At 60.2% G+C, this 22,218-nt stretch carries 22 protein-coding genes; 12 read left to right on the top strand and 10 right to left on the bottom strand.

Annotation, left to right across the window (positions count from 1 at the left end; genetic code table 11):
• Positions 1–21: 21 nt before the first annotated feature.
• On the bottom strand, positions 22–1,959 hold the full coding sequence (locus tag J8C01_RS02475) for a protein kinase domain-containing protein (RefSeq protein WP_211432265.1): 1,938 nt from the start codon (positions 1,957–1,959) through the stop codon (positions 22–24).
• 196 nt (positions 1,960–2,155) lie between these two features.
• Here J8C01_RS02475 and J8C01_RS02470 point away from each other — a divergent pair, with 196 nt between their 5' ends.
• From J8C01_RS02470 to J8C01_RS02460, 3 genes are read left to right on the top strand one after another with little or no spacing between them, the layout of a single operon-like run.
• Positions 2,156–3,826 (top strand): M20/M25/M40 family metallo-hydrolase, encoded by a 1,671-nt coding sequence (locus tag J8C01_RS02470; RefSeq protein WP_014099000.1) that lies wholly within the window; start codon positions 2,156–2,158, stop codon positions 3,824–3,826.
• A 32-nt stretch (positions 3,827–3,858) separates the two neighbouring features.
• On the top strand, positions 3,859–6,162 hold the full coding sequence (locus tag J8C01_RS02465; protein WP_211432264.1) for an OPT family oligopeptide transporter: 2,304 nt from the start codon (positions 3,859–3,861) through the stop codon (positions 6,160–6,162).
• Entirely contained in the window at positions 6,159–7,346 is a 1,188-nt protein-coding gene (locus J8C01_RS02460; RefSeq protein ID WP_211432263.1) for a hypothetical protein, read from the top strand. The genes J8C01_RS02465 and J8C01_RS02460 overlap by 4 nt, the downstream gene beginning before the upstream one ends.
• A 12-nt stretch (positions 7,347–7,358) precedes the next feature.
• On the opposite strand, the gene nth is transcribed toward J8C01_RS02460, so the two are convergent.
• Entirely contained in the window at positions 7,359–8,048 is a 690-nt protein-coding gene (gene nth / locus J8C01_RS02455) for an endonuclease III (RefSeq protein WP_211432262.1), read from the bottom strand.
• A 121-nt stretch (positions 8,049–8,169) separates the two neighbouring features.
• On the opposite strand from nth, the gene J8C01_RS02450 reads away from it, so the two are divergent.
• The 4 genes from J8C01_RS02450 (at position 8,170) to J8C01_RS02435 (ending at position 11,187) form a co-directional block, all read left to right on the top strand.
• Positions 8,170–8,742 (top strand): DJ-1 family glyoxalase III, encoded by a 573-nt coding sequence (locus J8C01_RS02450; protein ID WP_211432261.1) that lies wholly within the window; start codon positions 8,170–8,172, stop codon positions 8,740–8,742.
• Between the two features lie 35 nt (positions 8,743–8,777).
• Positions 8,778–9,584 carry a hypothetical protein gene (locus tag J8C01_RS02445; protein ID WP_211432260.1) on the top strand — a complete coding sequence of 269 codons (807 nt, stop codon included), beginning with the start codon at positions 8,778–8,780 and terminating at the stop codon, positions 9,582–9,584.
• 245 nt (positions 9,585–9,829) lie between these two features.
• Positions 9,830–10,666: an RDD family protein gene (locus J8C01_RS02440; protein ID WP_211432259.1), complete on the top strand. Its 837-nt coding sequence runs from the start codon at positions 9,830–9,832 to the stop codon at positions 10,664–10,666.
• Between the two features lie 2 nt (positions 10,667–10,668).
• Entirely contained in the window at positions 10,669–11,187 is a 519-nt protein-coding gene (locus tag J8C01_RS02435; RefSeq protein ID WP_211432258.1) for a hypothetical protein, read from the top strand.
• Positions 11,188–11,319: 132 nt separating this feature from the next.
• Here J8C01_RS02435 and J8C01_RS02430 read toward each other — a convergent pair whose 3' ends face one another.
• Positions 11,320–11,667, bottom strand: a complete 348-nt coding sequence (locus J8C01_RS02430; RefSeq protein WP_211432257.1) for a hypothetical protein — start codon at positions 11,665–11,667, stop codon at positions 11,320–11,322.
• 63 nt (positions 11,668–11,730) lie between these two features.
• Positions 11,731–12,579, bottom strand: a complete 849-nt coding sequence (locus J8C01_RS02425) for a sterol desaturase family protein (RefSeq protein WP_211432256.1) — start codon at positions 12,577–12,579, stop codon at positions 11,731–11,733.
• Between the two features lie 205 nt (positions 12,580–12,784).
• On the opposite strand from J8C01_RS02425, the gene J8C01_RS02420 reads away from it, so the two are divergent.
• Positions 12,785–13,669, top strand: a complete 885-nt coding sequence (locus J8C01_RS02420) for a LolA-like protein (RefSeq protein ID WP_211432255.1) — start codon at positions 12,785–12,787, stop codon at positions 13,667–13,669.
• Between the two features lie 98 nt (positions 13,670–13,767).
• On the opposite strand, the gene J8C01_RS02415 is transcribed toward J8C01_RS02420, so the two are convergent.
• Positions 13,768–14,367, bottom strand: a complete 600-nt coding sequence (locus tag J8C01_RS02415) for a superoxide dismutase (RefSeq protein ID WP_211432254.1) — start codon at positions 14,365–14,367, stop codon at positions 13,768–13,770.
• Between the two features lie 161 nt (positions 14,368–14,528).
• A complete protein-coding gene (locus J8C01_RS02410; protein ID WP_014098989.1) occupies positions 14,529–15,137 on the bottom strand; it encodes a hypothetical protein in 609 nt (202 codons plus the stop codon).
• Here J8C01_RS02410 and J8C01_RS02405 point away from each other — a divergent pair.
• Positions 15,136–15,813, top strand: coding sequence for a CoA pyrophosphatase (locus tag J8C01_RS02405; protein ID WP_014098988.1), 678 nt, complete (start codon positions 15,136–15,138; stop codon positions 15,811–15,813). The genes J8C01_RS02410 and J8C01_RS02405 overlap by 2 nt on opposite strands.
• Positions 15,814–15,875: 62 nt before the next feature.
• The gene (gene cmk, locus J8C01_RS02400; protein ID WP_014098987.1) at positions 15,876–16,649 is read left to right on the top strand and encodes a (d)CMP kinase; all 774 of its coding nucleotides are present in this window, start codon (positions 15,876–15,878) and stop codon (positions 16,647–16,649) included.
• Positions 16,650–16,675: 26 nt separating this feature from the next.
• Here the strand turns inward: cmk and J8C01_RS02395 are convergent, their stop codons facing one another.
• The 4 genes from J8C01_RS02395 to J8C01_RS02380 form a co-directional block, all read right to left on the bottom strand.
• Entirely contained in the window at positions 16,676–17,539 is an 864-nt protein-coding gene (locus J8C01_RS02395) for a DUF445 domain-containing protein (protein WP_014098986.1), read from the bottom strand.
• 100 nt (positions 17,540–17,639) lie between these two features.
• On the bottom strand, positions 17,640–17,969 hold the full coding sequence (locus J8C01_RS02390) for an Mpo1-like protein (protein WP_041569042.1): 330 nt from the start codon (positions 17,967–17,969) through the stop codon (positions 17,640–17,642).
• A 155-nt stretch (positions 17,970–18,124) separates the two neighbouring features.
• On the bottom strand, positions 18,125–19,369 hold the full coding sequence (locus J8C01_RS02385; protein ID WP_211432253.1) for a type IV pilus twitching motility protein PilT: 1,245 nt from the start codon (positions 19,367–19,369) through the stop codon (positions 18,125–18,127).
• A gap of 158 nt (positions 19,370–19,527) precedes the next feature.
• The gene (locus J8C01_RS02380) at positions 19,528–20,340 is read right to left on the bottom strand and encodes an ABC transporter permease (protein WP_014098983.1); all 813 of its coding nucleotides are present in this window, start codon (positions 20,338–20,340) and stop codon (positions 19,528–19,530) included.
• A gap of 28 nt (positions 20,341–20,368) precedes the next feature.
• Here J8C01_RS02380 and J8C01_RS15490 point away from each other — a divergent pair, with 28 nt between their 5' ends.
• Together J8C01_RS15490 and J8C01_RS02375 are read left to right on the top strand one after the other, a co-directional pair.
• Complete coding sequence (locus tag J8C01_RS15490) at positions 20,369–20,497, top strand: hypothetical protein (RefSeq protein ID WP_256444029.1); 129 nt, start codon at positions 20,369–20,371, stop codon at positions 20,495–20,497.
• Positions 20,494–22,167: a ribonuclease J gene (locus tag J8C01_RS02375; RefSeq protein WP_211432252.1), complete on the top strand. Its 1,674-nt coding sequence runs from the start codon at positions 20,494–20,496 to the stop codon at positions 22,165–22,167. The genes J8C01_RS15490 and J8C01_RS02375 overlap by 4 nt, the downstream gene beginning before the upstream one ends.
• Positions 22,168–22,218: the final 51 nt, after the last annotated feature.

The following is a 22,218-nucleotide window of genomic DNA, read 5'->3' as shown; positions in this document are numbered from 1 at the left end:
TGGCTCCAACTTCTCAGGATTTCAATCCCTGGGGGTTCGTTCAGCCGCTCTGGCCTGTTTTTCAGCCTGCCGAATCCGCTCGATATTGCGGCGCTCAACGGCGGTCAGCTTGTCTTCGGCATTGCCGTCGGTCGGATGGTACCACGGCTGCGCGCCAAAGTGCGCAGCCAACTCCGGGTCGGAAAAACGATAGCCATGCCGCGCCAGTATCTCGTTGCGCATCAGACGCAGCTCTTCTGCAGTCAGGTCGCGCAGGTCATCATCGGTGAGATCGCGCAGCGAAGCCTCCGGGAAATCCCCCGGTATGTCATCCGGGTTCGGGGCGTCCGGGCCGGCAGCCTCGGGCTGGCGGGGCGGACCGGAGGCTTTGGTATAGGCACTGATTCCCTTTTCCTTTGCCAGTGACGCGACAGCCTTCGCCTCAGCTTCCGTGGCGTAAATCCCCAGCGCCACGATGTAAAAGCCCGGCTCGAAGTTTGTCCACTCGTCCGTTTTGACGACAAAAGGCTGCAAACCGGCCTTGAGATAGGCCTGTTTCCTGGCTTCAGCAGCCTGGGCCGTTTTGGCTGAGAACGCAATGACGTAAAACCCTTCCGAACCCGGTTCGAGGGAGGTTGGCGGCGCGGGTGGCTCGGCAGCAGGTTCAGCCGGGGTATCCAATGCCGGAGTATCTGACCTTGTGGGGAGCGCCGGGGATGGTGCCGGTTCCACAACCGGCGGCACAGGAGCCGGCTGTGCCTGGGAGCGGAAAGCCTGGCCCTGAAAATAGACCAGCAGGGCCAGAAACAATGTCGCCCCCAGCAGCAGGGTTACGGCAACACCAGCCGCAATCCACCACCAACCCTGGCTTTCCCGGCCCTGGCTTTCCCGGCCCTGGTTGCCCCGGCTCTCTGTGCCGGGGGTCTCGCTGTCCAGACGGTTTTTGTTGTGGCTTCCCAAGGCAGCGGAAGCTGCCGGGCCGAGGCCGGCAGCGCGGTCCGGCGGCAGCGGCAGCGTATCGGCGGTCGGGGTGGCCGGGATTGCAGACGGAGCAGCCCCGGCCGGCGTCGAAACCGGCGCCGGAACGGATGCCGCCGGTACGGTGACAGCGGCTGCCCGGCTGTCGGTGGCCGGACGCGCCGGCGCTGTCGCCGGGGACGCCCCCCAGGCCCCGACCGGGGCTGACGCCGCAACGGCCTGCGCCAACGCCCGCCGCATCGCCGTGGCTGTGGCAAAACGGTGCGCCGGGTCCTTGCACAGCGCCGTCGCCAGAAATGACCGCACAGCAGGCGGAAAATCAGCCGGAAGCGGTGCCGGCTCGCGGGTGAGAATAGCCGCCATCAGAGAGGGCAGGTCGGCCTGTGGAAACGGCAACCTGCCGGTGATGAGCTGCTGGAAAACCACGCCGGCAGCCCACAGATCGCCCTGCTCGGTACGTACGCCGTCGAAGGCCTCCGGCGGCATGTAAGCCGGTGTGCCGGCAATGTGTCCCGTGTGGGAGGTGGCACGCACGACCCGCGCAATGCCAAAGTCCACCAGCCGGGGCGTTTCCCCTTGCAGCAGCACGTTGGCCGGTTTCAGGTCGCGGTGAACGATCTGGCGCGCATGCAGGTGCTCCAGCCCGGCGAGAATCCCATCCACCATTTTGGCGGCTTCCGGCAGGCTGACGACACCGCCCTTCCGCACCAGCCAGTCCACCAGCGAACCGTCCGGGGCGTACTCGCTGACGATGACCACCTGGCCGTCGTAAATGTCGGCCTCAATGATGGGCAGCACGTTGGGATGGCCGCTGGCCTGGGCCCAGATGGACGCCTCCTTGCGGATGGCATCGAGGTCCACATCGTCCGCCAGTGGGATTTTGAGGGCCACGCGCGTCACGGCCAGCGCCGTACGCCGTTCCGCCAGCCAGACCTGCCCAAAAGCGCCCCGTCCGAGCAGGCGGACAAGAGTGTATGGCCCCAGCGTGTCACCAGGCTGCATGCTGCCCCCCAAAATCTTGCGAGCCAACCGTCCGTGAAAGCAACCGCCCGGGCATCAGGTGTTTTTTCAGCGGGATGAGTCTGGCAGAACGTGTTTTTGCCGTTGAAATTCCACCGGCGTTGGCATGAGAATGCCGCTACCGTTTGATGTTCGTCAAATATCGGCAACCTTTTGGTTTCCACGAGGACAGACCGTAATGAAAACGCTGCGCCTGGGCGTTGCGGGCTGGTGGCTGCTGTGGCTGGTCATCCAGATTGGCATGCCGGTCAGGGCAACGGAAACCGTCTCCGTCCCGGCCGAAGTCCGCGCCATTTTGGCCCGGATTCAACCGGCCACCTTGCGCGCCCACACTGAACTGCTTTCCGATGATCTGTTTGAAGGCCGCGCCCCTGGCACGCGCGGCGGACTCCTTACGGCGAAGTACATCGCCGCCCAGTTCCAGACCTACGGGCTGGAGCCGCTTGGCGGCTCGTATTTCCAGAACGTGCCTATTGTCAATCTGCGCGCCATCCCAACCACGATGACCTTTCGCGCAGCGTCCGGGGCAACCGTCGAACTGGCGTATGGGACGGAGTTCACGGCGCAATCCGGTGAGTGCCTGCCTGAAGTCCGGTTCGATGATGTTCCGGTTGTCTTTGCCGGCTACGGCATCGTCGCACCGGAATATGACTGGAACGACTACAAGGACGTGGACGTGCGCGGCAAGATCGTCATGCTGCTGGTCAACGATCCGGGACTGCACAACCCGTCCATTTTTCAGGGGCGGACGCTGACCTACTACGGGCGTTGGACGTACAAGTACGAGGAAGCCGCCCGCCAGGGCGCGCGCGGGGTGCTGCTCATTCACACGACCGAGAGCGCCACCTATCCGTGGCAGGTGGTCCAAAGCTCCAACACCGGCACGCGGTCGGAACTCGTCCGGGATGCCAACTCCCCGCCGGTCGTGGCCTTGAAATCGTGGATTACCGATGATGCGGCCGTGCGGATTGCCCAGCTCGGCGGCAAGCGGCTGGCCACGCTCATCGAGCAGGCCGAACGGCGGGACTTCCGCCCGGTGCCGCTCGACACGACCCTTTCGCTGCACCTGAAAAGTGAAGTGTCCACACTTGAGTCACCGAATGTCGTCGGGTGGCTGCCAGGGCGTGACGAGAAGTTGCGCGATGAATGTGTTGTCGTCACGGCGCACTACGACCACTTTGGCGTCAAGGAAGACCCGGCTTCCGGGCAACGGCTGATTTACCGTGGCGCGCTGGACAATGCTTCGGGCGTGGCAGCTCTGCTGGCGATGGCCGAGGCGTTGGGGAAATCAGACTGGCGTCCGCGCCGATCAGTGCTGTTTTTGTCGGTCACGGCCGAAGAACAGGGCCTGCTGGGGGCGCAGTATTACTGCGAACACCCCCTCATTCCCCTCGAAAAAACGGCAGCCAACATCAACCTCGACGAAGTCAATGTCTTTGGGCGCACCCGCGATTTCGTTCCGCTGGGGGCGGAGCGTTCGACGCTTGGCAAAACCATTGACGCGCTGGCCAAACTGGAGGGGCTGGTGATGAAGCCGGACCCGTTCCCCCAGAACGGCTCATTTTTCCGCTCTGACCACTTCTGCTTTGCCAAGGCCGGTGTACCGTGTCTGTCGCTCAACTTTGGCGTCGAAGTCGAAGGCAAACCGGAAGGCTGGGGCAAACAGCGGTTTGACACCTACGTGCGCCGCGACTACCACCAACCCACGGACACCATTCAGGAAGACTGGGACTTTCGGGGGGCGGCCCAGCATGCGCAGTTTGCCCTGCTCATCGTGGCCACCGTTGCCGATGACCCGGCGATGCCCGACTGGCTTCCCGGCGAGGCCTTCCAACGCAAGAAGACCTGAACCCCCTGCCCGAACTGGAGCCAAACTCACCCATGTCCACCCAAGTTGAGTCACCGGCGGCGACGCACTTCCAGCCCTTCGTGGCCAGCGAAGCCGTCCTGCCGGAATTTACCCTGCGCAGCGTCCTCGTCGGCGTCATTCTGGGGATCGTCTTCGGGGCGTCTTCCGTTTATCTGGCGCTCAAGGTCGGTCTGACGGTATCGGCCTCGATTCCGATTGCCGTCCTTTCCATCACGATTTTCCGGGCGCTGGGCAAAAGTTCCATTCTCGAAAACAACATGACGCAGACGATTGGCTCGGCCGGCGAATCGGTCGCGGCGGGCGTCGTCTTTACCGTGCCGGCGCTGTTGCTGATGGGCTATGCGCTCGATCTGTCGCGCACGACCCTGACGGCCCTGACCGGCGGTTGGTTGGGCGTCCTGCTGATGATTCCCCTCCGGCGGGCGCTTATCGTCAAGGAACACGGCAAGCTGACCTATCCCGAAGGCACGGCCTGCGCCGAAGTGCTCATCGTCGGCGAAAAGGGCGGTAGCCAGGCCAGGCTCGTCTTTGGAGGCTTCGGGCTGGCGCTGCTGTACAAGTTCCTGATGTCCGGGCTGCACCTGTGGAAAGAATATCCCGAAAAGGCGCTGGGCAAGGCGCTGCCCGGCGCGACGCTCAGCGCCGAAGTGTCGCCGGAACTGATGGGCGTCGGCTACATCATCGGGCCGCGGGTGGCCGGGATTATGCTGGCCGGCGGTGCGTTGTCGTATCTGGTGCTCATCCCGACGATTGTCTTTTTCGGCAGCGGCCTTAGTGAACCACTGTTCCCGGCAGCAAAGCTCATCCGGGACATGTCGCCCAGCGATGTGCGGACCAACTTCGTGCTTTACATCGGGGCCGGCGCAGTCGCCACCGGCGGCATCATCAGCCTGGTACGCTCCCTGCCGATGATCCTGTCCGCCTTCCGCGCCGGCGTGGGGGGCTTCAAGGCCGCCGCCGCGACGGCCGTAGTGCGGACCGAAAACGACCTGCCGATGAACTTCGTTCTGGGCGGCGCCGGGCTGCTGTGGATCATTCTCAGCACCGTCATTTACTTCACGGCGGGCGAGCTTGGGTTCAGCCTGCTGGCAGCGGCGATGATCATCGCCTTTGGCTTTTTCTTCGTCACTGTGTCGTCCCGGATTACGGGCGAAATCGGCTCTTCCTCGAATCCGATTTCCGGCATGACGGTCGCCACAATCCTGCTGACCTGCCTTATCTTTCTGGCGATTGGGAAAGTCGGGATCGAAGCGCGGGTCGTGGCGCTCTCGGTCGGCGCGGTGGTGTGTATTGCAGCGGCCATTGGCGGGGCAACGTCGCAGGATTTGAAAACGGGCTTTCTGGTTGGGGCTACGCCACGGCAGCAGCAAATCGGACTGGTCATCGGTGTGACCACCTCAGCGCTGGCCATCGGCTGGGTGCTTTCGTTTCTGAACGACTCGAACACGATTTACTTCCCCAAGGAAGCGCCGGGCTACACGGCGGCAGCGACCGAGAACCGCACGGTGACGCTCGCCGGAAAAACCTACCGCATTCACAACGTGACCGAACCGGCGGCGGGACTGCTTCCCGGACGCTACCTCATCAACGACGCCGGACAGATTCGGTTCGTCATTGATCCGGGCGTGGGCGGGATTGAAACCAGACAGCTCGTTGAAACGACCGGGCCCATACAGGGCACAGACACCGGCCGGACCCTGCGCGGCCTCGATGACCAGACCTACCGTGTCGTGCAGGTGGCCAAGTCGTCGGAAGTGGTCGTGGAATATCTCGTGGACGAGCAGGGACAGGCCCACTACCGGCTTGACCGGCGCGACCTGCCCTACTCCGCCCCCAAAGCCAGCCTCATGAAGCTCATCATTGACGGCATTCTGACCCAGAAACTCCCGTGGGGACTGGTGCTGCTAGGCATGTTTATTTCCATCACCATGGAGTTGTGCGGCGTGGCGGCGTTGCCGTTTGCGGTCGGACTGTACCTGCAGTTTTCGACTTCGGCGGCAATTTTCGTCGGCGGCTTCATCCGCTGGCTGGTTGACCGTCAGACAGGCGGCGCGGTTTCTGAAGCGGAAGCGGAAGCCGGGAGTGGCGTTCTGTTCAGTTCGGGACTCATCGCCGGCGGCTCGATTGGAGGCCTGCTGCTGGCCGCCCTGACGGTTGTCGCTGGCGGATTTCTGACCAAGCTCAACGCGGCCGAACACTTCCCGGCGCTCAAACAAGGTGTCTTTGCCGACGCCTGGGCCGTCGCGGTGTTTCTGCTGCTGGGTATTGGCCTTTATCGAATTGCACGTTCGTCTCCGGTTGGAACGAAATCATGAACACATACTTGTCTGTCTGGCGGATCGTGGCCGGTGTTGCCATTGGGATCGGATGCCTCTGGCTCGGCGCTGGCATTGCTTCGGGGCCGGTGAGAGCAGCCGGCATCGTGACCCGTGATAACGTACCTTTCAACTATGCGGAGGACCGGCTGCTCATCTACTACGATGCGGCTGCCAAGCGCGAAACCGTCGTATTTGAGCCGGCCATCCGCTTTCGCGGAGAAGCCTTTGCTTGGGCGATGCCCTTTCCGGGTGAAGTTCAGTTGGCAGCGGCCGGGCCACAGATTTTCCTTCGCCTGAGCGAATATCTTGCTCCAACGCTCATCGAGACGCGCCGGCGCTGGAAGCTGGCCTTTTGGTTGTGGGAGTGGTTCAAACCCAAGCCGGTCGTCAAACCCAGCGCACTTCCCAGACCGCAACTAGGGCAGATCGTGGTAGCCCGGCGCGTCGCCGAAGCCAGCATAGAGACCCTACCCCGCGCCACGAAAGAAGAATTGACCAAAGCGCTCCAGAAGGCTGTGGCGCGCCGCCCTGAAGAAACTCCCTTTGACCCAACCAAGCCGCCCACGCCGGAAAAACCGCTTCAGTTGTCGGAGTCATTTTTAGCGTGGGCTAAACCTCACCTTGACCAAAAGGCCACCTGGGTGATTGTTACAGCCCGAACAGACCCAGCAGACACTGCTCTTGGGTATGATGAGCAAGCCTCGATTCAACCCTTCGTGGTGTCCTTCACAACCGAGCAACCGGTCGTTCCGCTTACCTGCCCGGCCCCATTTCCTGCCTTGGAAGATGTACCAAAGCACCGCAACTTCAAGGCGTTCATTGTGACTAGGGAACGCACCGAGGTTCGCGCCGATGGAACGCTTTTGTTTGAGCCAGCGGCCGTCCCCTTTGCCGACCGCATCCCGGCAGCCGACTGGACCAAGCGGGTTCTTGCACCCACCCAACCGGAATTTCAGCCGGCTGAAGACACTTTTCTGACGACGTATTTTCACACCGAGCGTGACCAGCGGGTGTTTCAGACCAACCCGGTCATCGTTCCGGCCACGACGCAGACCACGATTCGTCCGCCGGCCAACATCGTCGTGCAGGAACAGCCGGTCATCATCCCTGGCGAGGCGCTGCTGCTCATCCTTGGCGGAGGACTCGTGTACTGGCGGCAGCGGCAACGGGAGCAGCGATAAGGGCCAAACAGTTCAGACCTGTCCGGCTGAGGGACAAAGATCGGCCAAGATACAGGACTGACACTGCGGATTCCGCGCGCGGCAGACGGCGCGCCCGTGAAAAATGAACCAGTGCGGCAGCATGACGTAGTGCTGTCGCGGCACGATGGCCATCAGATCGCGCTCAATTTTTTCGGGCGTCGGCGCGGCGGAAAACCCCAGGCGCCTTGCCAGCCGGGTGACATGCGTATCCACCACCACGCCCGGCGCTTGCCCGAAGGCATTGCCCAAAACGACGTTGGCCGTTTTGCGGGCCACACCGGGCAGCGTCAGCAGGTCTTCCATGGTACGCGGCACTTCCCCGCCGAAGCGCTCGACAAGCCGCTGCCCCATGCCCTGCAACGCCTTGGCTTTGTTGCGGTAAAAGCCGGTTGAGCGAATGTCTTCCTGCAGGGTTTCCAGGTCAGCCTGGGCATAATCCGCCGCCGTACGGTATTTCTGGAACAGTTCCCTGGTGACGAGGTTGACCCGCTCATCCGTACACTGGGCGGAGAGAATCGTGGCGACAAGCAGTTCCAGCGGCGTGCGGTAGTTGAGCGAGCAACGGGCATCGGGATAAGCGCGGCGCAAACGCCGGATGACCGTCTGCATCCGGCGGCGCTGGGCTGCCAGGTCGTCATTGACCGAGTTGGCGGATATGGGTTTTGGCTTTGATGGTTGCATACGGTGCAGCACTTCACTGAAAACGGCTTGACGATGGGCTGGCTTTGCAGCCAGCATAACGCTCTCCAACAACGCTTGAGAAATCATTCACGACCTAAACTCACGCCCAAGCTCGCAGCGTATGCCGAAAGTTCTGGTTCCCCTCGCGGTAGGCTTTGAGGAAATGGAAGCGGTCATCGTCGTGGATGTCCTGCGCCGGGCCGGGATCACCGTGGTGACGGCTTCCCTGACTGACCATCCGACCGTCACCGGCTCGCATGACATCCCCCTGGTGGCCGAGACGACCCTGGACGCCATAGCAGAAGACCACTTCGACGCTGTCGTTCTCCCCGGCGGGCTGCCGGGCGCGACCAACCTGCGGGATGATGCGCGGGTGGCGCGGCTCGTCCAGCGTACGGCGGAGCAGGATGGCTGGGTGGCGGCCATTTGTGCCGCGCCGCTGGCGTTGGCTTTCTTCGGCGTTCTGCGCGGCAAGCGCTTCACGTCGCATCCCAGCGTACGCGAACCGTTGCAGGCAGCCGGCGGCGAGTATGTTGAGCAGCGGGTCGTAGTGGACGGCCGGACGGTGACGAGTCGCAGTCCCGGCACGGCCTTTGAGTTTGCCCTTGAACTGGTGGCGCACCTGGTGGATGAAGCCACGGCGCAGCGGCTTTCCCAAGCGATGCTTGTGTCGCCGTCCACATCTGGAGTTTGATTCCGGCGTCTGCGTTTTTCCGTCTCAAATCGGTTATGCGTGACTTGCCTAAACGTCTGGCCGTTGGTGCTTTGCTTGGCAGCCTCGCGCTTGCTGCCGGAGTATCGGTCTGGCTCGTGTCGCGGTCGCACACAAGGTTTCCACAGGCACCACACCTGACACCTGACACCGTTGCCGCCAAGGAAGCCGTCACTGACCCGCTGCTCAGTGAACTCTTGGCGGACGACTACGCGGATGCGGAAGAGCTGGAATACTACGACCGGGCGGCGGTTCGGCAGGCGCTTCTGGCGGAACAGCAGCGCGCCACCGGCAAGCGGGCGGTAGCCGTTGCCTATCTGCTGGCAGCGCTGGAGGAAAACTACGCTCACAATCGCGGAATTGTGTTGCAGGCGTTTGAGGCGCGGCTGGCCGATCCGACCGAAGATGACGACGCGATCGAGTATGTCATTTCGCTCTGCCGTCGCGGCGACACAACCCTGCGGCAGCCCCTGCTGGCAGCCGTGCGGCGGTGCGTTGGCGAATCGGCAGAGCTGCTGGGAACGTTCTACGCCGACCTCATCACCTCCGACCTCGATGGCTTTCTGGAGTGTCTCAGCCATTTCCCTTCCGAAGACCAGCGGCGCATTGCCGACCTGATGGCAGCGAGCCTGTCGGTGGCTTCGGAAGACCAGGTTTCGGATGACCAAATTGATGAGCTGTACGATGGGCTTACGCGCCGCGCCACCCAAGGCAAACCTCAGCACCGGGCGGCTGCCCGCCAGTGCCTCGAAGCCCTTGACCGCGAGCTGTCTGATGGCGACACCACCGCGCCTGCCGCCATGCTTGCGCGTCAGCGGACGTAGGCCCGTCCTTCTTTCACTGTCTGCTATTACAAGCCAATCTGCCTTCTCTGCATAAGACTTGCGGCGCACTCCGTGGTTCAGCCTGTGGCCCTTGGGATTCCCCTGCCCACGGTTAGTTGGCACTGCCGCTCCGCTTTCACAATCGCTACAAGCGGATTTCACATCGCAGTAACGCGCCCTCCGTATCGCCTGTCAAGAAGTCAAGTTGCTGCGCCTGTGCGTGTGAGTTGCAGAGAGGGGAAGATATGAACAAGTGGCTGGTCAAAATTCAGGGATATGAATACGAAACAAACATTGATGAGCTGAAGCAGTGGATTATCGAAGGCAGGGTCCTGCCAGAAGACATGATTTTCCGGCAGGGCTTGGGCTGGAGAATAGCAAAAGAAGTACCAGCTCTTCGGGAAGCTTTCGAGGAACAAAGAAAAAGGCCTCCATCACAAAAGGAAACATCATTTCCTCCATCTTCATCTCCTCCATCTCTCTATCAACCAGTTACTTATCAAAATCCTCAAGCGGAGCAATACACGCTACCTACTCTTGCTCAAAGAGCTTTCGGCTTCTGGTTAGACCAATTTTCTTATGGATTATTCGCTTTTCCGGGTTTCCTGCTGTTTTACGTACAAGCAAGTGCAGCCAGATTAGAAGGTCTTCCTTTAGAAGAAGCTATAACACGGTCTCCTTACATTCTTATGGCTATTGGTTTGCTTATTAACTTCGGACTGAATGTTTACTCAACGTGTACTTATGGTAGAACACCGGGTAAGTTTTTGATGGGAACAGTCGTTCTTGATAGAGAGAGTAAATCTTTCCTTGGTTATGGGAGAGCTGTAATCCGCGAATTGATGAGGATGTTGATTTGTGGGTCACTTTTCGCCGGCGGAGGCTGTCTCTGCCACATTCTTCAGGCAATATTCTGCGGCTGGTTGGTTTTTGATTCTGAACGCAGACAGTTGTATGACTTGCTTCTTGGAGCGAATGTTTATGACATTTCGGATCAAGCTGATGTATCATATCAAGCAGAAGGGACATTGGCAGGGCGCATAAAGACAGCCAGGAAACTTTGGAGACTTTGGAGGGACTAATTATGTACTTCAGAAAACCCGAAAACCAGGATCAGCAGAAATTTTGGAAGATGTACATTGTAACCCTTGCCTGCTTTCTGGTGATAGGGATCATTCCTTCGATACCTATGATATCGAAATATGGGTTTCCGAGGAAAATAAAATTGCCTTCTGGTGCAGAAGTAGAGTTATTTCCTAGTACAGAGGTAGAAATATCACTTCCTGGAAGAACAAAAATGAGAATTTCAGATTCAGGAGCGCAATCCAAAACAGTGGAAATTCCTTCAAAACGTGCTTGGCTTGTTTGTCGTGACTCAGATACTGAAGTAGAAGCAGAATTTGGTTCGGAGGGAGAAATAACCATCAAAACGACCTGCCCAAAAGAAGATGTGGTCTCTTACTACAAAGAGAAGTTTGAAGAAAAAGGTTTCTCCTATCAGGTCGAAGAGTCATCTCCTTTTACAGTAATAAAAGCTACAAAAAATGGAACTGAATTCGAAGTAACAATTCTCGACGATGAAGTAACAATTGTAATAAAGTAATCCCTATCGAAGCTCAAACCATAGGTCCACAAGGCGTTAGCTCAAGGCGGAGAGCAAACATGGACACCTTGCCAGCGGCAACCAGGTAGAGTTTGTAAGGTGCTACCGGCAGGACTGCCGCTTACAAGCCATTCAGTGCGCCGTCAGGTGGCTGTGTCCCCGATCACCACTCGGCAGGACGTTCATCGAAAAGCGATTGAAGTCTATTGCCCGGTGCTGCCCGACGAGACGCTCGCGGCTGTAGGCATCAAAGCCCAGACCGTCGAGATACAGCGCCAGATCGAAGTCCGAGGCCAGATAGAGGGACGGCGGTGTGTCGCCGCAGTGGTACAGAATGAGCAACCGTTCAACCACTTCTACCGGCGAAAAGCGTTTCTGTGGGTCTTGAAAGCAGGCCATCGTCTTGCCACCTCCCAAGGGTGGCATCCCACGCGGGATACCCTCCAGGTTGCGCCGCACCATCAGAGGGGACGAAAACACACCGGCACAGCGTGACAGGCAGCGCCCCGACACCTTGCCCCAACCTGCCCTGGCGATGCAAGTTCAGACCTGCGCAGCCGCCCTTGTCTCCGGCTGCCAGACCGGGGTTTGGGATGGATGCATTGCCGGTGCGCCCCAGACACACTGCCATTTTTCGCGCCATGTCGGGCGGGTACGCATCGCGTCAAACATTTCCTTCCAGGCATGAAGATTGGCCCACAGCGGGTTGTAACTGCGCAGGGGCTTGATGATGCCATAGCGTACCGGCTCGGTTTCTTCAGCAAAGGTGCCAAAGAGCCGGTCCCAGATGATGAGAATCCCGCCGTAGTTCTTGTCCAGGTAAGGTTCGTTGACGCCGTGGTGAACGCGATGGTGTGTCGGACAGTTGAAAATCCATTCGAGCCAACCCAGACGCCCGATGAATTGCGTGTGAATCCAATACTGATACAGCAGATTGATGGCATGCGCCGTCAGCATCATCTCCGGCGGGAAACCGAGCAATGCAATAGGCACGTAGAAAACCCACGCCACCAATCCCCCAAACCAGCTCTGGCGGACGGCCACACTCAGGTTGTAGTGATCGCTCGAATGGTGGACAACGTGCATGTTCCAGAAGAACCGGCTCTCGTGGCTGATCCGGTGAAACCAGTAGTAGAAGAAGTCATCGAGCAGCAGCACCACGGCCCATGACCACCAGGCGGGTTCGATTCTGAACGGTGAAATGTACCAGCAGAACCAGTAAATTGCCGCGGTGGGAATGAATTTGCCCAGCAGGCTTCCAGTGCCAATTGCGATGTTGGTCAGGCTGTCTTTCCAGGTGACGAAGCCCGTTCCCTTGATTTTGTCCCAGACAGCTTCCAGGATGATGGTGAGCAGAAAAAACGGGATAGCCGAAAGAATAAGGTTTTTCATAGCAACTCAGTGGCATCCGCTTTGTGCGGCCTGGATGAAGGCTGTGGTGTCTTGCTCTGCGTGTCAAGCGGCGGTTAAGCATACACGACCCAGCCAAAGTCCAGGAAACGGTCTCTGCCTGCTATGCTTCCAACGGATTCCAGCGCGTCGTCGCTATGGCGTAGCATTGAGTTTTTGATGACAAGGATACTGAAAGGATACCGACATGACACTCCACCATGTTCGTCGGACACTTTCCAAACAGTGTATGGTGTTTCTGGTCATTGCCCTGTTTGGGTGGGGCAGTTTGGGAATTGTTACAGCCCCGGCACAAAGCGGCGGCCGCCCACGCACCGTGACCCAGCCGCCGACCGGTTCAGCGGAGCAGGAGTTCCCGTCCCCCAATGCTGGTCGCAGCACGCCCCCTAACGTGCGTCGGGGCAGCCCCCTTGACATCGCCCAGGTCATCGAACGTTTCACCGAGAACGAATCCCTGCTGCTGCGGGAGTTCGCCAACTACATTTATCGCCAGGAAGTGCGCATGCAAACCATTGGGTTCGATGACCGGCCGACAGGTGAGTTTTACCGGCTTTCTGAGGTTTCCTTCACCGAAAGCGGACAGCGCCGCGAAGAAGTCAAACGCTTTCCGCCTTCGACCCTGCAGGGACTACAGATCACTCCGGCCGATCTGGAAGACTTCGGAACAACGAAGCCTTTTGCAATCACCAGGGAAAACGCCCCGCTTTACAACATCGAGTACGTGACGCGCGAGCGGCTCGACGAACTCGACACCTATGTTTTTGACGTTCGCCCCAAGCGCGTCCCCAAATTCGAGCAGGGCGGGAAGCGGTTTTTCGCCGGCCGCGTCTGGGTGGACACCCAGGACCTCATGGTGGTCAAAACGGCCGGGCGGACGCTGCCCGAAGACCGAAACAACAAGTTCCCGCGCTTCGAGAGCTACCGCGAAAACATTGATGGCAGGTTCTGGTTTCCAACCTACGTCTATGCCGATGACACGCTGGAGTTTCCGAACCAGTCCATCCGTATCCGGCTGGAGATTCGCTACACCAACTACCGGCGCTTCCAGACCGATGTGAAAGTGCTCGACTAACCGGCCCATCCCAAGCCGCGTTGGAAACAGTCGAGGGCAGCCAGGAGAGGTTCTCCCGGCTGCCCTTTGACACTGACGCGGCTGAAGTCAGGCTGGCGTCAGGCCGCCTGAGCCAGATTGGCCGCCGCAAAATCCCAGTTGATCAGGTGGTCCAGATACGCCTGGAGAAAGTCCGGGCGGCGGTTCTGATAGTCAAGGTAGTAGGCATGTTCCCAGACATCACAGGTCAGCAGCGCCGTCTGTCCGTGGACGAGTGGCAGGTCGGCGTTGGCGGTTTTGATGATTTTCAGGTCGCCCTGGTCAAGGACGAGCCAGGCCCAACCGCTGCCAAACTGCGTCACGCCGGCCTGCTTGAAAGCCTCCTTGAATTGCTCAAGTCCGCCGAAGGCATGATTGATGCGGTCGGCCAGCTCACCCGTCGGTGCGCCGCCGCCGTTCGGCTTCATCGAATTCCAGAAAAAGGTGTGGTTCCAGACTTGGGCAGCGTTGTTGAACAGGGCTGCATTGCCATCGGTATGGGCGGCCTGGATGATTTCTTCCAGTGATTTGTCGGCATGGGGCGTGCCTTCGATGAGTTTGTTCGTGTTGTCCACATAGGCCTTGTGGTGTTTGCCGTGGTGGAACTCGAATGTCGTCGCCGAAATATGCGGTGCAAGGGCATCCTTGGCGTAAGGTAGTTCTGGCAGGTCGAAAGGCATAGATTGCAGGACTCCTGAGTAAAGGTAGTGTGGCCCATTCGCTGAAAGCGTCAACGAATGCAAGCGCAGAGAGCTTTCCTTGGTGCCGCAGACTTTATCGAAGCCACTCGGAAGGTGGCTATCCCTTTCAGCAGGTTCCTGCCGGAAAACTGGTTGCGGTATCAGGGCTGGCCAGTCTCAGCCGGCTCGTCAATGAAGCCCCGGAGGCGGCCCTTGAGCAACTCGATTTCGGCATTGACCTGCACCAGTTCAGCGCGCTTTTCGTTGAAACGGGCCTCCAGACTCGTCAGGCGGGTCTGAAAGGCGGCATCCCGACTGGCCACATCGGCCCGCACGCGCGCCTCGGCCTCTGCCTGGGACACATAAGCCATACGCGACACTTCCGCCGCCAGGTCTTGCAACCGTGCCAGGTTGGCCGCCCGCTCAGCGCGTACCCGGTCATACTCAGACTGAATGGTTTCGATCTGGCCTTCGAGCGTGGTCTGGCGTTTGAGCAGGGTATCCAGCAGGACATTGGCGGCCTGCACCCTGGTTTGCGCCTTGAGCGCCACGACTGCCTTGACCAGGGCCTGGAGTTCTCGCACGATGGGATCGGGCGGCTCGGCGTCCGGGGCACCCGACACCCCGGCCGACGGCTCGGCTGGCATCCGGTCAGGGAGCGTGGTCGTCACTGGAACCGGGGACGGCGGCAGGGCACGGCGACGCGGGGTTTGTCCCTCCGCCGTGGTGAACCAAACGCCAAGCAGCACGAGTACGTATAACATCCGCATGGGTATCCATCTCCAATCAGGTTGGTCCGTCAGCAGCCAGGGTGGGGCTGACTTACAACGTTACACGGTCAGCATCGAGTTTACGCGGCAGGCGGCGCAAGTGCTGCAACCGTGGGATGCCGGCTATCAGCCGACCGGCGGTGATGACGTGCAGGCGGCGGTACTGGTTCCATTGTTTTTCAAGCAGGGTATCCCCCACCTGCTGTTGACCAAGCGGGCCTCCCACCTGCGTCGCCACCGTGGGGAAGTAGCCTTTCCGGGCGGACGGCGCGACCCCCAGGACATCTCCCCCGTGATGACGGCGCTGCGCGAAGCCCAGGAAGAAATCGGTCTGCCGGCAGAGCAGGTGCTGGTGCTTGGTTTGCTCGAAACCTTTGCCACGCATACCGGTTTTCGGATTACTCCAGTGGTGGGCGTCATTCCCTACCCTATGGAGTTCCGCCTTGATGACCGTGAAACCGAAGCCCTCATCGAAGTTCCACTACCTGTCATTGCGCGGACTGAAGCCCGTGAAGTGCGGCAGTTCATCGTCAATCACCGTCTCCGCAATGTGTATTTTTTCCATCATGCCGACCGTGACCCAATCTGGGGCGCCTCCGGCTATATCGTCCAGCAGTTTCTGGATGTCGTCTATCCCTTGGTCATCGCCGATCTGGCCGGAGAAGCCGTGTTCTGAAGGTCACATACTCCAGACCGCCCGCAGCATCTGCGCGGCAGCCCACAGCGGCCCTGACACCTATGAAGGAAGTCACACCGCCCGCTCAACACATCGTCATTGCCATTGATGGTCCGGCCGGCGCCGGCAAAAGCACCATCGGGAAGCTTCTGGCGGCGCAGCTTGGCGCGCTCTACATCGACACGGGTGCCATGTACCGCACTGTCGCTCTCAAGGGCTTCCGGCTGGGAGTGATTCATCCCAGCGACCCACCCGAACCCCTGAACCCCGAACAGGAAGCCCGGTTGTCCGAAATTGCCCGCACCACAGCGATTACACTGGCCGGCGATCCGTTTCACCTGCAGGTTTTTGCTGACAACGAGGATGTCTCCGAGGACATCCGGCTGCCCGTCGTCAGCCGCTATGCCTCAATTGTGTCGGCTATCGCCGGCGTCCGGTCGGCGCTCGTGGCTCAGCAGCGGCGCATGGGCGCTGAAGGGACGGTCGTCATGGACGGACGCGACATCGGCACCCACGTGTTTCCCGATGCCGACGTGAAGTTTTTTCTCGATGCCAGCGTGGAAACACGCACCGAACGCCGCTATGCCGAGCAGCGCGCACGCGGTGTGGACTGCACCCGCGAACAGACCCGCCTGGACGTGCTCGAACGTGACCGCCGGGATTACAACCGGGCCATTGCCCCGCTACGCCGCGCCGACGATGCCATCTGGCTCGATACGTCGTCACTTTCACCGGAAGAAGTGCTCCAGAAGATGCTGGCGTTCATTCAGGAACGGCTGAGCACCCGGCCGACGGCGACTTCCCAAAGCGCAGACGCCTCCACCCCCCCGGAGTAAACCACCCGGCCGTTCCCGCATCGTTCTCAGGATTCCGTCAACAGAAAAAGCCCGGCCTGAAGAATTCCCACACCCAGACCGACCAGCGCCCCGAAGCGGACAATCATGCGTAACTCCCGGCCGGCTGCGCGGTAGATGAGTTCCTCAATCATCTGGTCGGTCAGACGTTCGAGCTGGGTCCGCAACAGGGTCTCAATGTCAAGCCGGCGGCCAAGCGACTGCACAAACTCGGTAATCGGCGTGACATCCGAAGCCATCACGTGCAGGTTGACCGCCTCCGAGGCAAACAGGTGGCTGCCCACAGTGGTGATGGTTTCCACCATGGCGGTCCGTGCCGGCTCGTTCTGACTCAGAAGCACGGCGATGTCTTCGAGCGCCAGGGTGAGGATGCGCTTGAGCATCCCCAGTTCCACAAGCCGGTGGGCAATCAGACGCCCGACCAGACCGTATGTGTGCCCGACTTCCTCAATGACGACATTGGCAAACCCTTCGGTCAGCCGGCGTCCGATACCGGCAGCGTTACGTTCATCGGCCAGCAACGCGACAATGCGCTGCGCCAGATGGCGCAGGAATTCCTCGCTGGAAGTTTGCTCCGCATAGTGCCGGAGGGATGCCGCGCCCACTTCCCCCTCGATTCCCAACGCCATGATTTCATCGGCAATGGTTTCGACCGTCAGCACCCGCTCAGCAATGACATTGGCGAAGCGTTTGAGAAAGGCCTCACGTTCTGCCGGGATCATGCCCGGCGTGAAGGGAATCCGCCAGCCGAACAGTCGCCACGCCCGGCGGGGACGAAACACCATCCGCACCGCCAGCCACGCCCCAAGAAAGCCATGGCCGGTGGCAATCAGCAGATGCAGCAGCGCCGTTCCCCAGACGGAAGTCAGCATGGCGCACCCGTCGCTTCAGCCGAAGGAAAGGAAGCATCAACAGCGTCCGGCCAGCGCCCCAGCGACTACCGGCCGGCAATAGACTGGCGTGTGACGCGCGTCAGCGCCACAACTGCCCCCGCAGCATCATGCCCACCATTTTGTAATCGCCGAGCAGGGAGTACCACGGGTTGGTCCACGTCGCGGGCCGGTTTCGCTCAAAGACAAAATGGGAAAACCAGGCGAGACCATAAGATACGACCGGAATGGCGAGCAGCCCCCACCACCAGCCGGTCAGGGCACAGGCCAGCAGGATAGGTACCTGCAAAATCGTCCCAATGAAGTGGAACATGCGCGTCATGGGATGGCTGTGCATGGCGAGATAGTGTGGGAAGAACGCCTCGAAGGTGCGAGGCGATGCCTCAGCAGATGCCTTGGAAGCCGCGTCCATGGCGAAATTTCCTCCAGCCCGGAAATGGTTCAGGCAGAAACACTAACCGACTGATAACCCATGACGCAACGGGCCGCCGCGCGGCAGAGGGCCCTGCCAGAAAAAAGCCTTTCTGTCCGGCTGGGGACAAGGACAGGGGGACGTGGCACACGCCATCAGCGTTCAAGCATATCCAGCATTGAGCCGGGACGTACCCCCGGTGCAGGTGAGGGCTTGGCAGACTCACTGGGTATACGGTGGCCGCCAGTGGTCGGCGGCATGACATCCTGCGGCGACGGACGCCCCATGTCGCTCAACTGCAACATGAGGTTGCCCGGATTGGTGGCGTAGGCCAGACCGTCCTCTTTGGTGATGACATTCTGGCGGATGAGCTTTTCGATCACCCCGTCAAAATGCTGCATGCCTTCGATTTCCCCGTCGCGCATGGCATCCACGAGGGTTTTCCCGGCGGTTTCGCCTTTTTCGATGTATTCGCGGGTCCGCATTGTCGAACGCAGGATTTCGATGGCCGCCACCCGCCCCCGCTGGTCGGCGCGTGGGATGAGCCGCTGGGAAATGATGTAGCGAAACGACTGCGCCAGGCGCGTCCGCACAATGTGCTCTTCACTTTTCGGGAAAACGCCGATGATGCGATCCACGGTTTTGGCCGCGTCAATCGTGTGCAGCGTCGAGAGCACCAGGTGCCCTGTCTCAGAGGCTTCCATCGCAATTTCGATGGTTTCGCGGTCACGCATTTCACCGACAAGAATGACCTTGGGCGCCTGCCGCAGGGCAGCCCGCAGCGCCAAGGCAAAATCCGGCGTGTCGCTGTGCAGCTCGCGCTGGTGAATTGTGGAGTTTTTGTGCGGGTGAATGAACTCAATAGGGTCTTCAATGGTGACGATGTGGTAGTACTTCGTCTCGTTGATCAGGTTGATGATGGCCGCCAGTGTGGAGGACTTGCCGCTTCCGGTCGGCCCCGTCACCAGCACGATGCCGTTTTTGAGGTCGGCAATCTGGCGGAGCTGGGGCGGCAACCCCAATTCTTCAAGCGTCGGAATCCGATTCGGAATCACCCGCATGACAATGGCTTCCGTGCCCCGCTGCCTGAAGACATTGACGCGGAAACGCGAGTGCCCCGGCACACTGTAGGACAAATCCACCGAACCGAACTTTTCAAGCTTTTCGAGGTTGGCCGGATTGTTGGCGAGCAACACCTGTGCAAAGGCGTGGGTATGCTGCGGCGTGAGTTGCTCCAACCCCTGAATCTTGACCGCACGCAGTTGTCCGACAAGTTCGACCTGCGGCGGACGCCCCGGTGAAAAGATGAGGTCGCTCACCTTGTCGGAGACCGACAACATCATCTGCAAGACCTGATTGAAACTTTGCTGAATGTGTCCCAGTTGGTTTGGCGCAGACATACGGACAAGTTCCTCCCTGAACCCAACGGTGCGACCTCTGCAACAGGCGGTCTGCCGGAAAACAAATGCGGGTTGGCAACAAACTCAGAAGGCAAGCGGTTTGTGGCCCTGATGCTAGGCAATACCGGGAATGGAAGCAACCAGCCGCGCGCCCATGCTCACCGGGGGCGCTGCCTGGGATCGAGCCACTCCCGCAATCCATCTCCCAGCAGGTTGAAGCCGAGTACCGTCAGGGTGATCATGGCGGCTGGAAAAACAGTCAGGTGCCACCCTGAAGCGAAGTGTGTCCGGGCATCACTCAGCATCGCCCCCCAGCTTGGCATCGGCGGCGGAATCCCCAACCCCAGAAAACTCAGACTGGCCTCAGCCAAAATGGCCCCGGCCATCCCCAGGCTCGCCTGCACAATCAACGGCTGCACAGCATTCGGCAGAATGTGCCGGAACAGAATCCGCAGGTCGCTGGCGCCCAGCGCCCGGGCCGCGGTCACGAAGTCGTACTCCCGGACTTTGAGCACCTGCGCCCGGATAAGCCGGGCATACCCTACCCAGCCAATCACACACAGCGCAAAAATGAGGTTCGCCAGGCTGGCGCCGAGAAAGGCCACGGTGGCAATGGCCAGCAGAATGCCCGGAAAGGCCAGAAACACGTTGAACCAGAAACCGGAAATGAAGCGGTCCACCCAGCCCCCGGCGTAGCCGGACAGCAACCCCAGAAGCAGACCAACCGTGGCTGAAATGACCACCACCGTCACCCCAACGGACAGCGAAATTCGCGCCCCATAGACAACCCGCGCCAGGATGTCGCGGCCGTTTTCGTCCAGCCCCATCGGATGTTGCCACGAGGGCGGGTCAAAACTGCGTTCCAGGTCCTGAAACGTCACCCGCTCCAGCGGAATGAAGAACGGTCCAACCAACGCCACCAGCAGCAACCCCACGACAATGACCAAACCGATTTTTCCCGTCAGGTTCATGGGCAACGCCAAAGCGGGAGCAGGCGGGATGGCAGAAACAAAGCTGTCACACATCGCCGCCGACGGCAAACTTCGCTACTATGACTGGGAACTTCTCCCGGTTCACCAACCACTCATTGCCGGCCACCCTCCGGCCGGCGCAAGGCAGGCGGCATGAATGCACACGATACCACACTGGAAATCATCCCCTTGGGCGGACTCGGCGAGTTCGGCATGAACTGCATGGTGCTGCGCTACGGCGCAGACATCATCGTGATTGACGCCGGTTTGATGTTTTCCGAAGTCGGGCACTTTGGTGTGGACTCGATGACCCCGGACTTCACCTTTCTCGAACGTCACCGGGAACAGGTGCGGGCCGTTCTGCTCACCCACAGCCACGAAGACCATATCGGCTCACTGCCGTTCCTGCTCAAAAAGGTCAATGTGCCGGTGTACGGCACGCCCTACACCCTCAGCATCGTCGAGCCGCGCCTTGAAGAACATCACCTGCTGGCCACGACCCAACTGCACCCGGTACGCGCCGGTGAGACCGTCGAGGTCGGTGCGTTTTCCGTCGAATACATCCGGGTTTCCCACTCCACGGTGGATTGCTGCGCGCTGGCCATCACCACGCCGATTGGCACGGTGGTGCACTCCGGGGACTTCAAGTTTGACGCCACGCCTGTCTGCGGCGACGCCATTGATGTCGAACGCCTGCGCGCCGTCGGACGCCGTGGTGTGCTCGCGCTGCTGTCCGACTCAACCAACATCGAGCGTCCAGGGCAGATGCCCTCCGAAAGGGTTGTTATCCCGGCGCTGGAGGAAATTTTCGACCGCGCCACCGGACGCATCTTCGTCAGTTGCTTTGCTTCAAGCATTCACCGCATTCAGATCGTCTTCGACCTCGCCCGGCAGTTCGGACGGCAGGTGGTCGCGGTCGGCCGGGCCATGGAGCGCAACATCGAGATTGCCGAACGCACCGGCTTTCTCGACACGGCCGATCTTCTGGTCAGCGCCAAGGACTTCAAGCACTATGAGCCAGGCGAAACCGTGGTGCTGGCTTCGGGCTGCCAGGGTGAACCGATGGGGGCAATGTGGCGGATTGCCGACCGCAGCCACCGGCAGGCCTGGATGGAAGCCGGCGACACAGTCGTGCTTTCGGCCCGCCAGATTCCGGGCAATGAAAAGGCCATCTCACGGCTCATCAACCGCTGCTACCGCAATGAAGTCCAGGTTATTGATGCCACCCAGGCGCGCATCCACGTGTCGGGACACGGGGCCCAGGAAGACCTGCGCCTGATGCTCGAAGCCGTGCGCCCAAAGTATTTCATTCCCATTCACGGCGAATACCGGCAACTGTACCGGCACAAGCTCTTTGCCTGTCAGACGCTGGGCTACAGCCCCGACCGCGTCCTGCTCGTCGAAAGCGGCGATGTCGTGGTGCTCGACGGCGAAACGGCCCGGCTGGGCGACAAGATTACAATCAACCGGGTGTATATTGACGACACCTGCTCGCTTGAACTCGATGAAACCCTGCTCCGCGACCGGAAACGCATGGCCTACGAAGGCGTCGTCATTGCCGGCGTCGCCGTGGAGGAATCCACCGGAATGCTGCTCGGGCCGCCGGAAATCACCACGCGCGGTTATCTGGGCGTAGATGGCGACGAGGAAGAAATTGCCGAACTGCGCGATGTGGTGCTGGCTGCCGTCGAAGCCCTGCCTCCAGCCGAGCGCATCAACGGCGGCAAGGAACACTTCCAGGAACACCTGCGCCTGGCGCTCAAACGCCATATCATTCGCGTCACGGGACAGAAACCGACCATTGTCCCACTGGTTGTCGTCGTGTAGGCGCCCCTGTCCCCCAGACTGTTCCCCGCCGCGCCCTGAGCTGCCGGGGAG

The sequence above is a fragment of the Chloracidobacterium sp. D genome (assembly GCF_018304685.1).
GTDB lineage: Bacteria > Acidobacteriota > Blastocatellia > Chloracidobacteriales > Chloracidobacteriaceae > Chloracidobacterium > Chloracidobacterium thermophilum.
This window is presented reverse-complemented; position numbering and strand designations above follow the sequence as displayed.

What these genes read in the sequence shown, in the direction of transcription:
- J8C01_RS02475 (WP_211432265.1), bottom strand. Translation starts at nt 1,959, where the DNA reads ATGCAGCCTGGTGACACGCTGGGGCCATACACTCTTGTCCGCCTGCTC.
- J8C01_RS02470 (WP_014099000.1), top strand. Translation starts at nt 2,156, where the DNA reads ATGAAAACGCTGCGCCTGGGCGTTGCGGGCTGGTGGCTGCTGTGGCTG.
- J8C01_RS02465 (WP_211432264.1), top strand. Translation starts at nt 3,859, where the DNA reads ATGTCCACCCAAGTTGAGTCACCGGCGGCGACGCACTTCCAGCCCTTC.
- J8C01_RS02460 (WP_211432263.1), top strand. Translation starts at nt 6,159, where the DNA reads ATGAACACATACTTGTCTGTCTGGCGGATCGTGGCCGGTGTTGCCATT.
- nth (WP_211432262.1), bottom strand. Translation starts at nt 8,048, where the DNA reads ATGCAACCATCAAAGCCAAAACCCATATCCGCCAACTCGGTCAATGAC.
- J8C01_RS02450 (WP_211432261.1), top strand. Translation starts at nt 8,170, where the DNA reads ATGCCGAAAGTTCTGGTTCCCCTCGCGGTAGGCTTTGAGGAAATGGAA.
- J8C01_RS02445 (WP_211432260.1), top strand. Translation starts at nt 8,778, where the DNA reads ATGCGTGACTTGCCTAAACGTCTGGCCGTTGGTGCTTTGCTTGGCAGC.
- J8C01_RS02440 (WP_211432259.1), top strand. Translation starts at nt 9,830, where the DNA reads ATGAACAAGTGGCTGGTCAAAATTCAGGGATATGAATACGAAACAAAC.
- J8C01_RS02435 (WP_211432258.1), top strand. Translation starts at nt 10,669, where the DNA reads ATGTACTTCAGAAAACCCGAAAACCAGGATCAGCAGAAATTTTGGAAG.
- J8C01_RS02425 (WP_211432256.1), bottom strand. Translation starts at nt 12,579, where the DNA reads ATGAAAAACCTTATTCTTTCGGCTATCCCGTTTTTTCTGCTCACCATC.
- J8C01_RS02420 (WP_211432255.1), top strand. Translation starts at nt 12,785, where the DNA reads ATGACACTCCACCATGTTCGTCGGACACTTTCCAAACAGTGTATGGTG.
- J8C01_RS02415 (WP_211432254.1), bottom strand. Translation starts at nt 14,367, where the DNA reads ATGCCTTTCGACCTGCCAGAACTACCTTACGCCAAGGATGCCCTTGCA.
- J8C01_RS02405 (WP_014098988.1), top strand. Translation starts at nt 15,136, where the DNA reads ATGGGTATCCATCTCCAATCAGGTTGGTCCGTCAGCAGCCAGGGTGGG.
- J8C01_RS02410 (WP_014098989.1), bottom strand. Translation starts at nt 15,137, where the DNA reads ATGCGGATGTTATACGTACTCGTGCTGCTTGGCGTTTGGTTCACCACG.
- cmk (WP_014098987.1), top strand. Translation starts at nt 15,876, where the DNA reads ATGAAGGAAGTCACACCGCCCGCTCAACACATCGTCATTGCCATTGAT.
- J8C01_RS02395 (WP_014098986.1), bottom strand. Translation starts at nt 17,539, where the DNA reads ATGCTGACTTCCGTCTGGGGAACGGCGCTGCTGCATCTGCTGATTGCC.
- J8C01_RS02390 (WP_041569042.1), bottom strand. Translation starts at nt 17,969, where the DNA reads ATGGACGCGGCTTCCAAGGCATCTGCTGAGGCATCGCCTCGCACCTTC.
- J8C01_RS02385 (WP_211432253.1), bottom strand. Translation starts at nt 19,369, where the DNA reads ATGTCTGCGCCAAACCAACTGGGACACATTCAGCAAAGTTTCAATCAG.
- J8C01_RS02380 (WP_014098983.1), bottom strand. Translation starts at nt 20,340, where the DNA reads ATGAACCTGACGGGAAAAATCGGTTTGGTCATTGTCGTGGGGTTGCTG.
- J8C01_RS15490 (WP_256444029.1), top strand. Translation starts at nt 20,369, where the DNA reads ATGGCAGAAACAAAGCTGTCACACATCGCCGCCGACGGCAAACTTCGC.
- J8C01_RS02375 (WP_211432252.1), top strand. Translation starts at nt 20,494, where the DNA reads ATGAATGCACACGATACCACACTGGAAATCATCCCCTTGGGCGGACTC.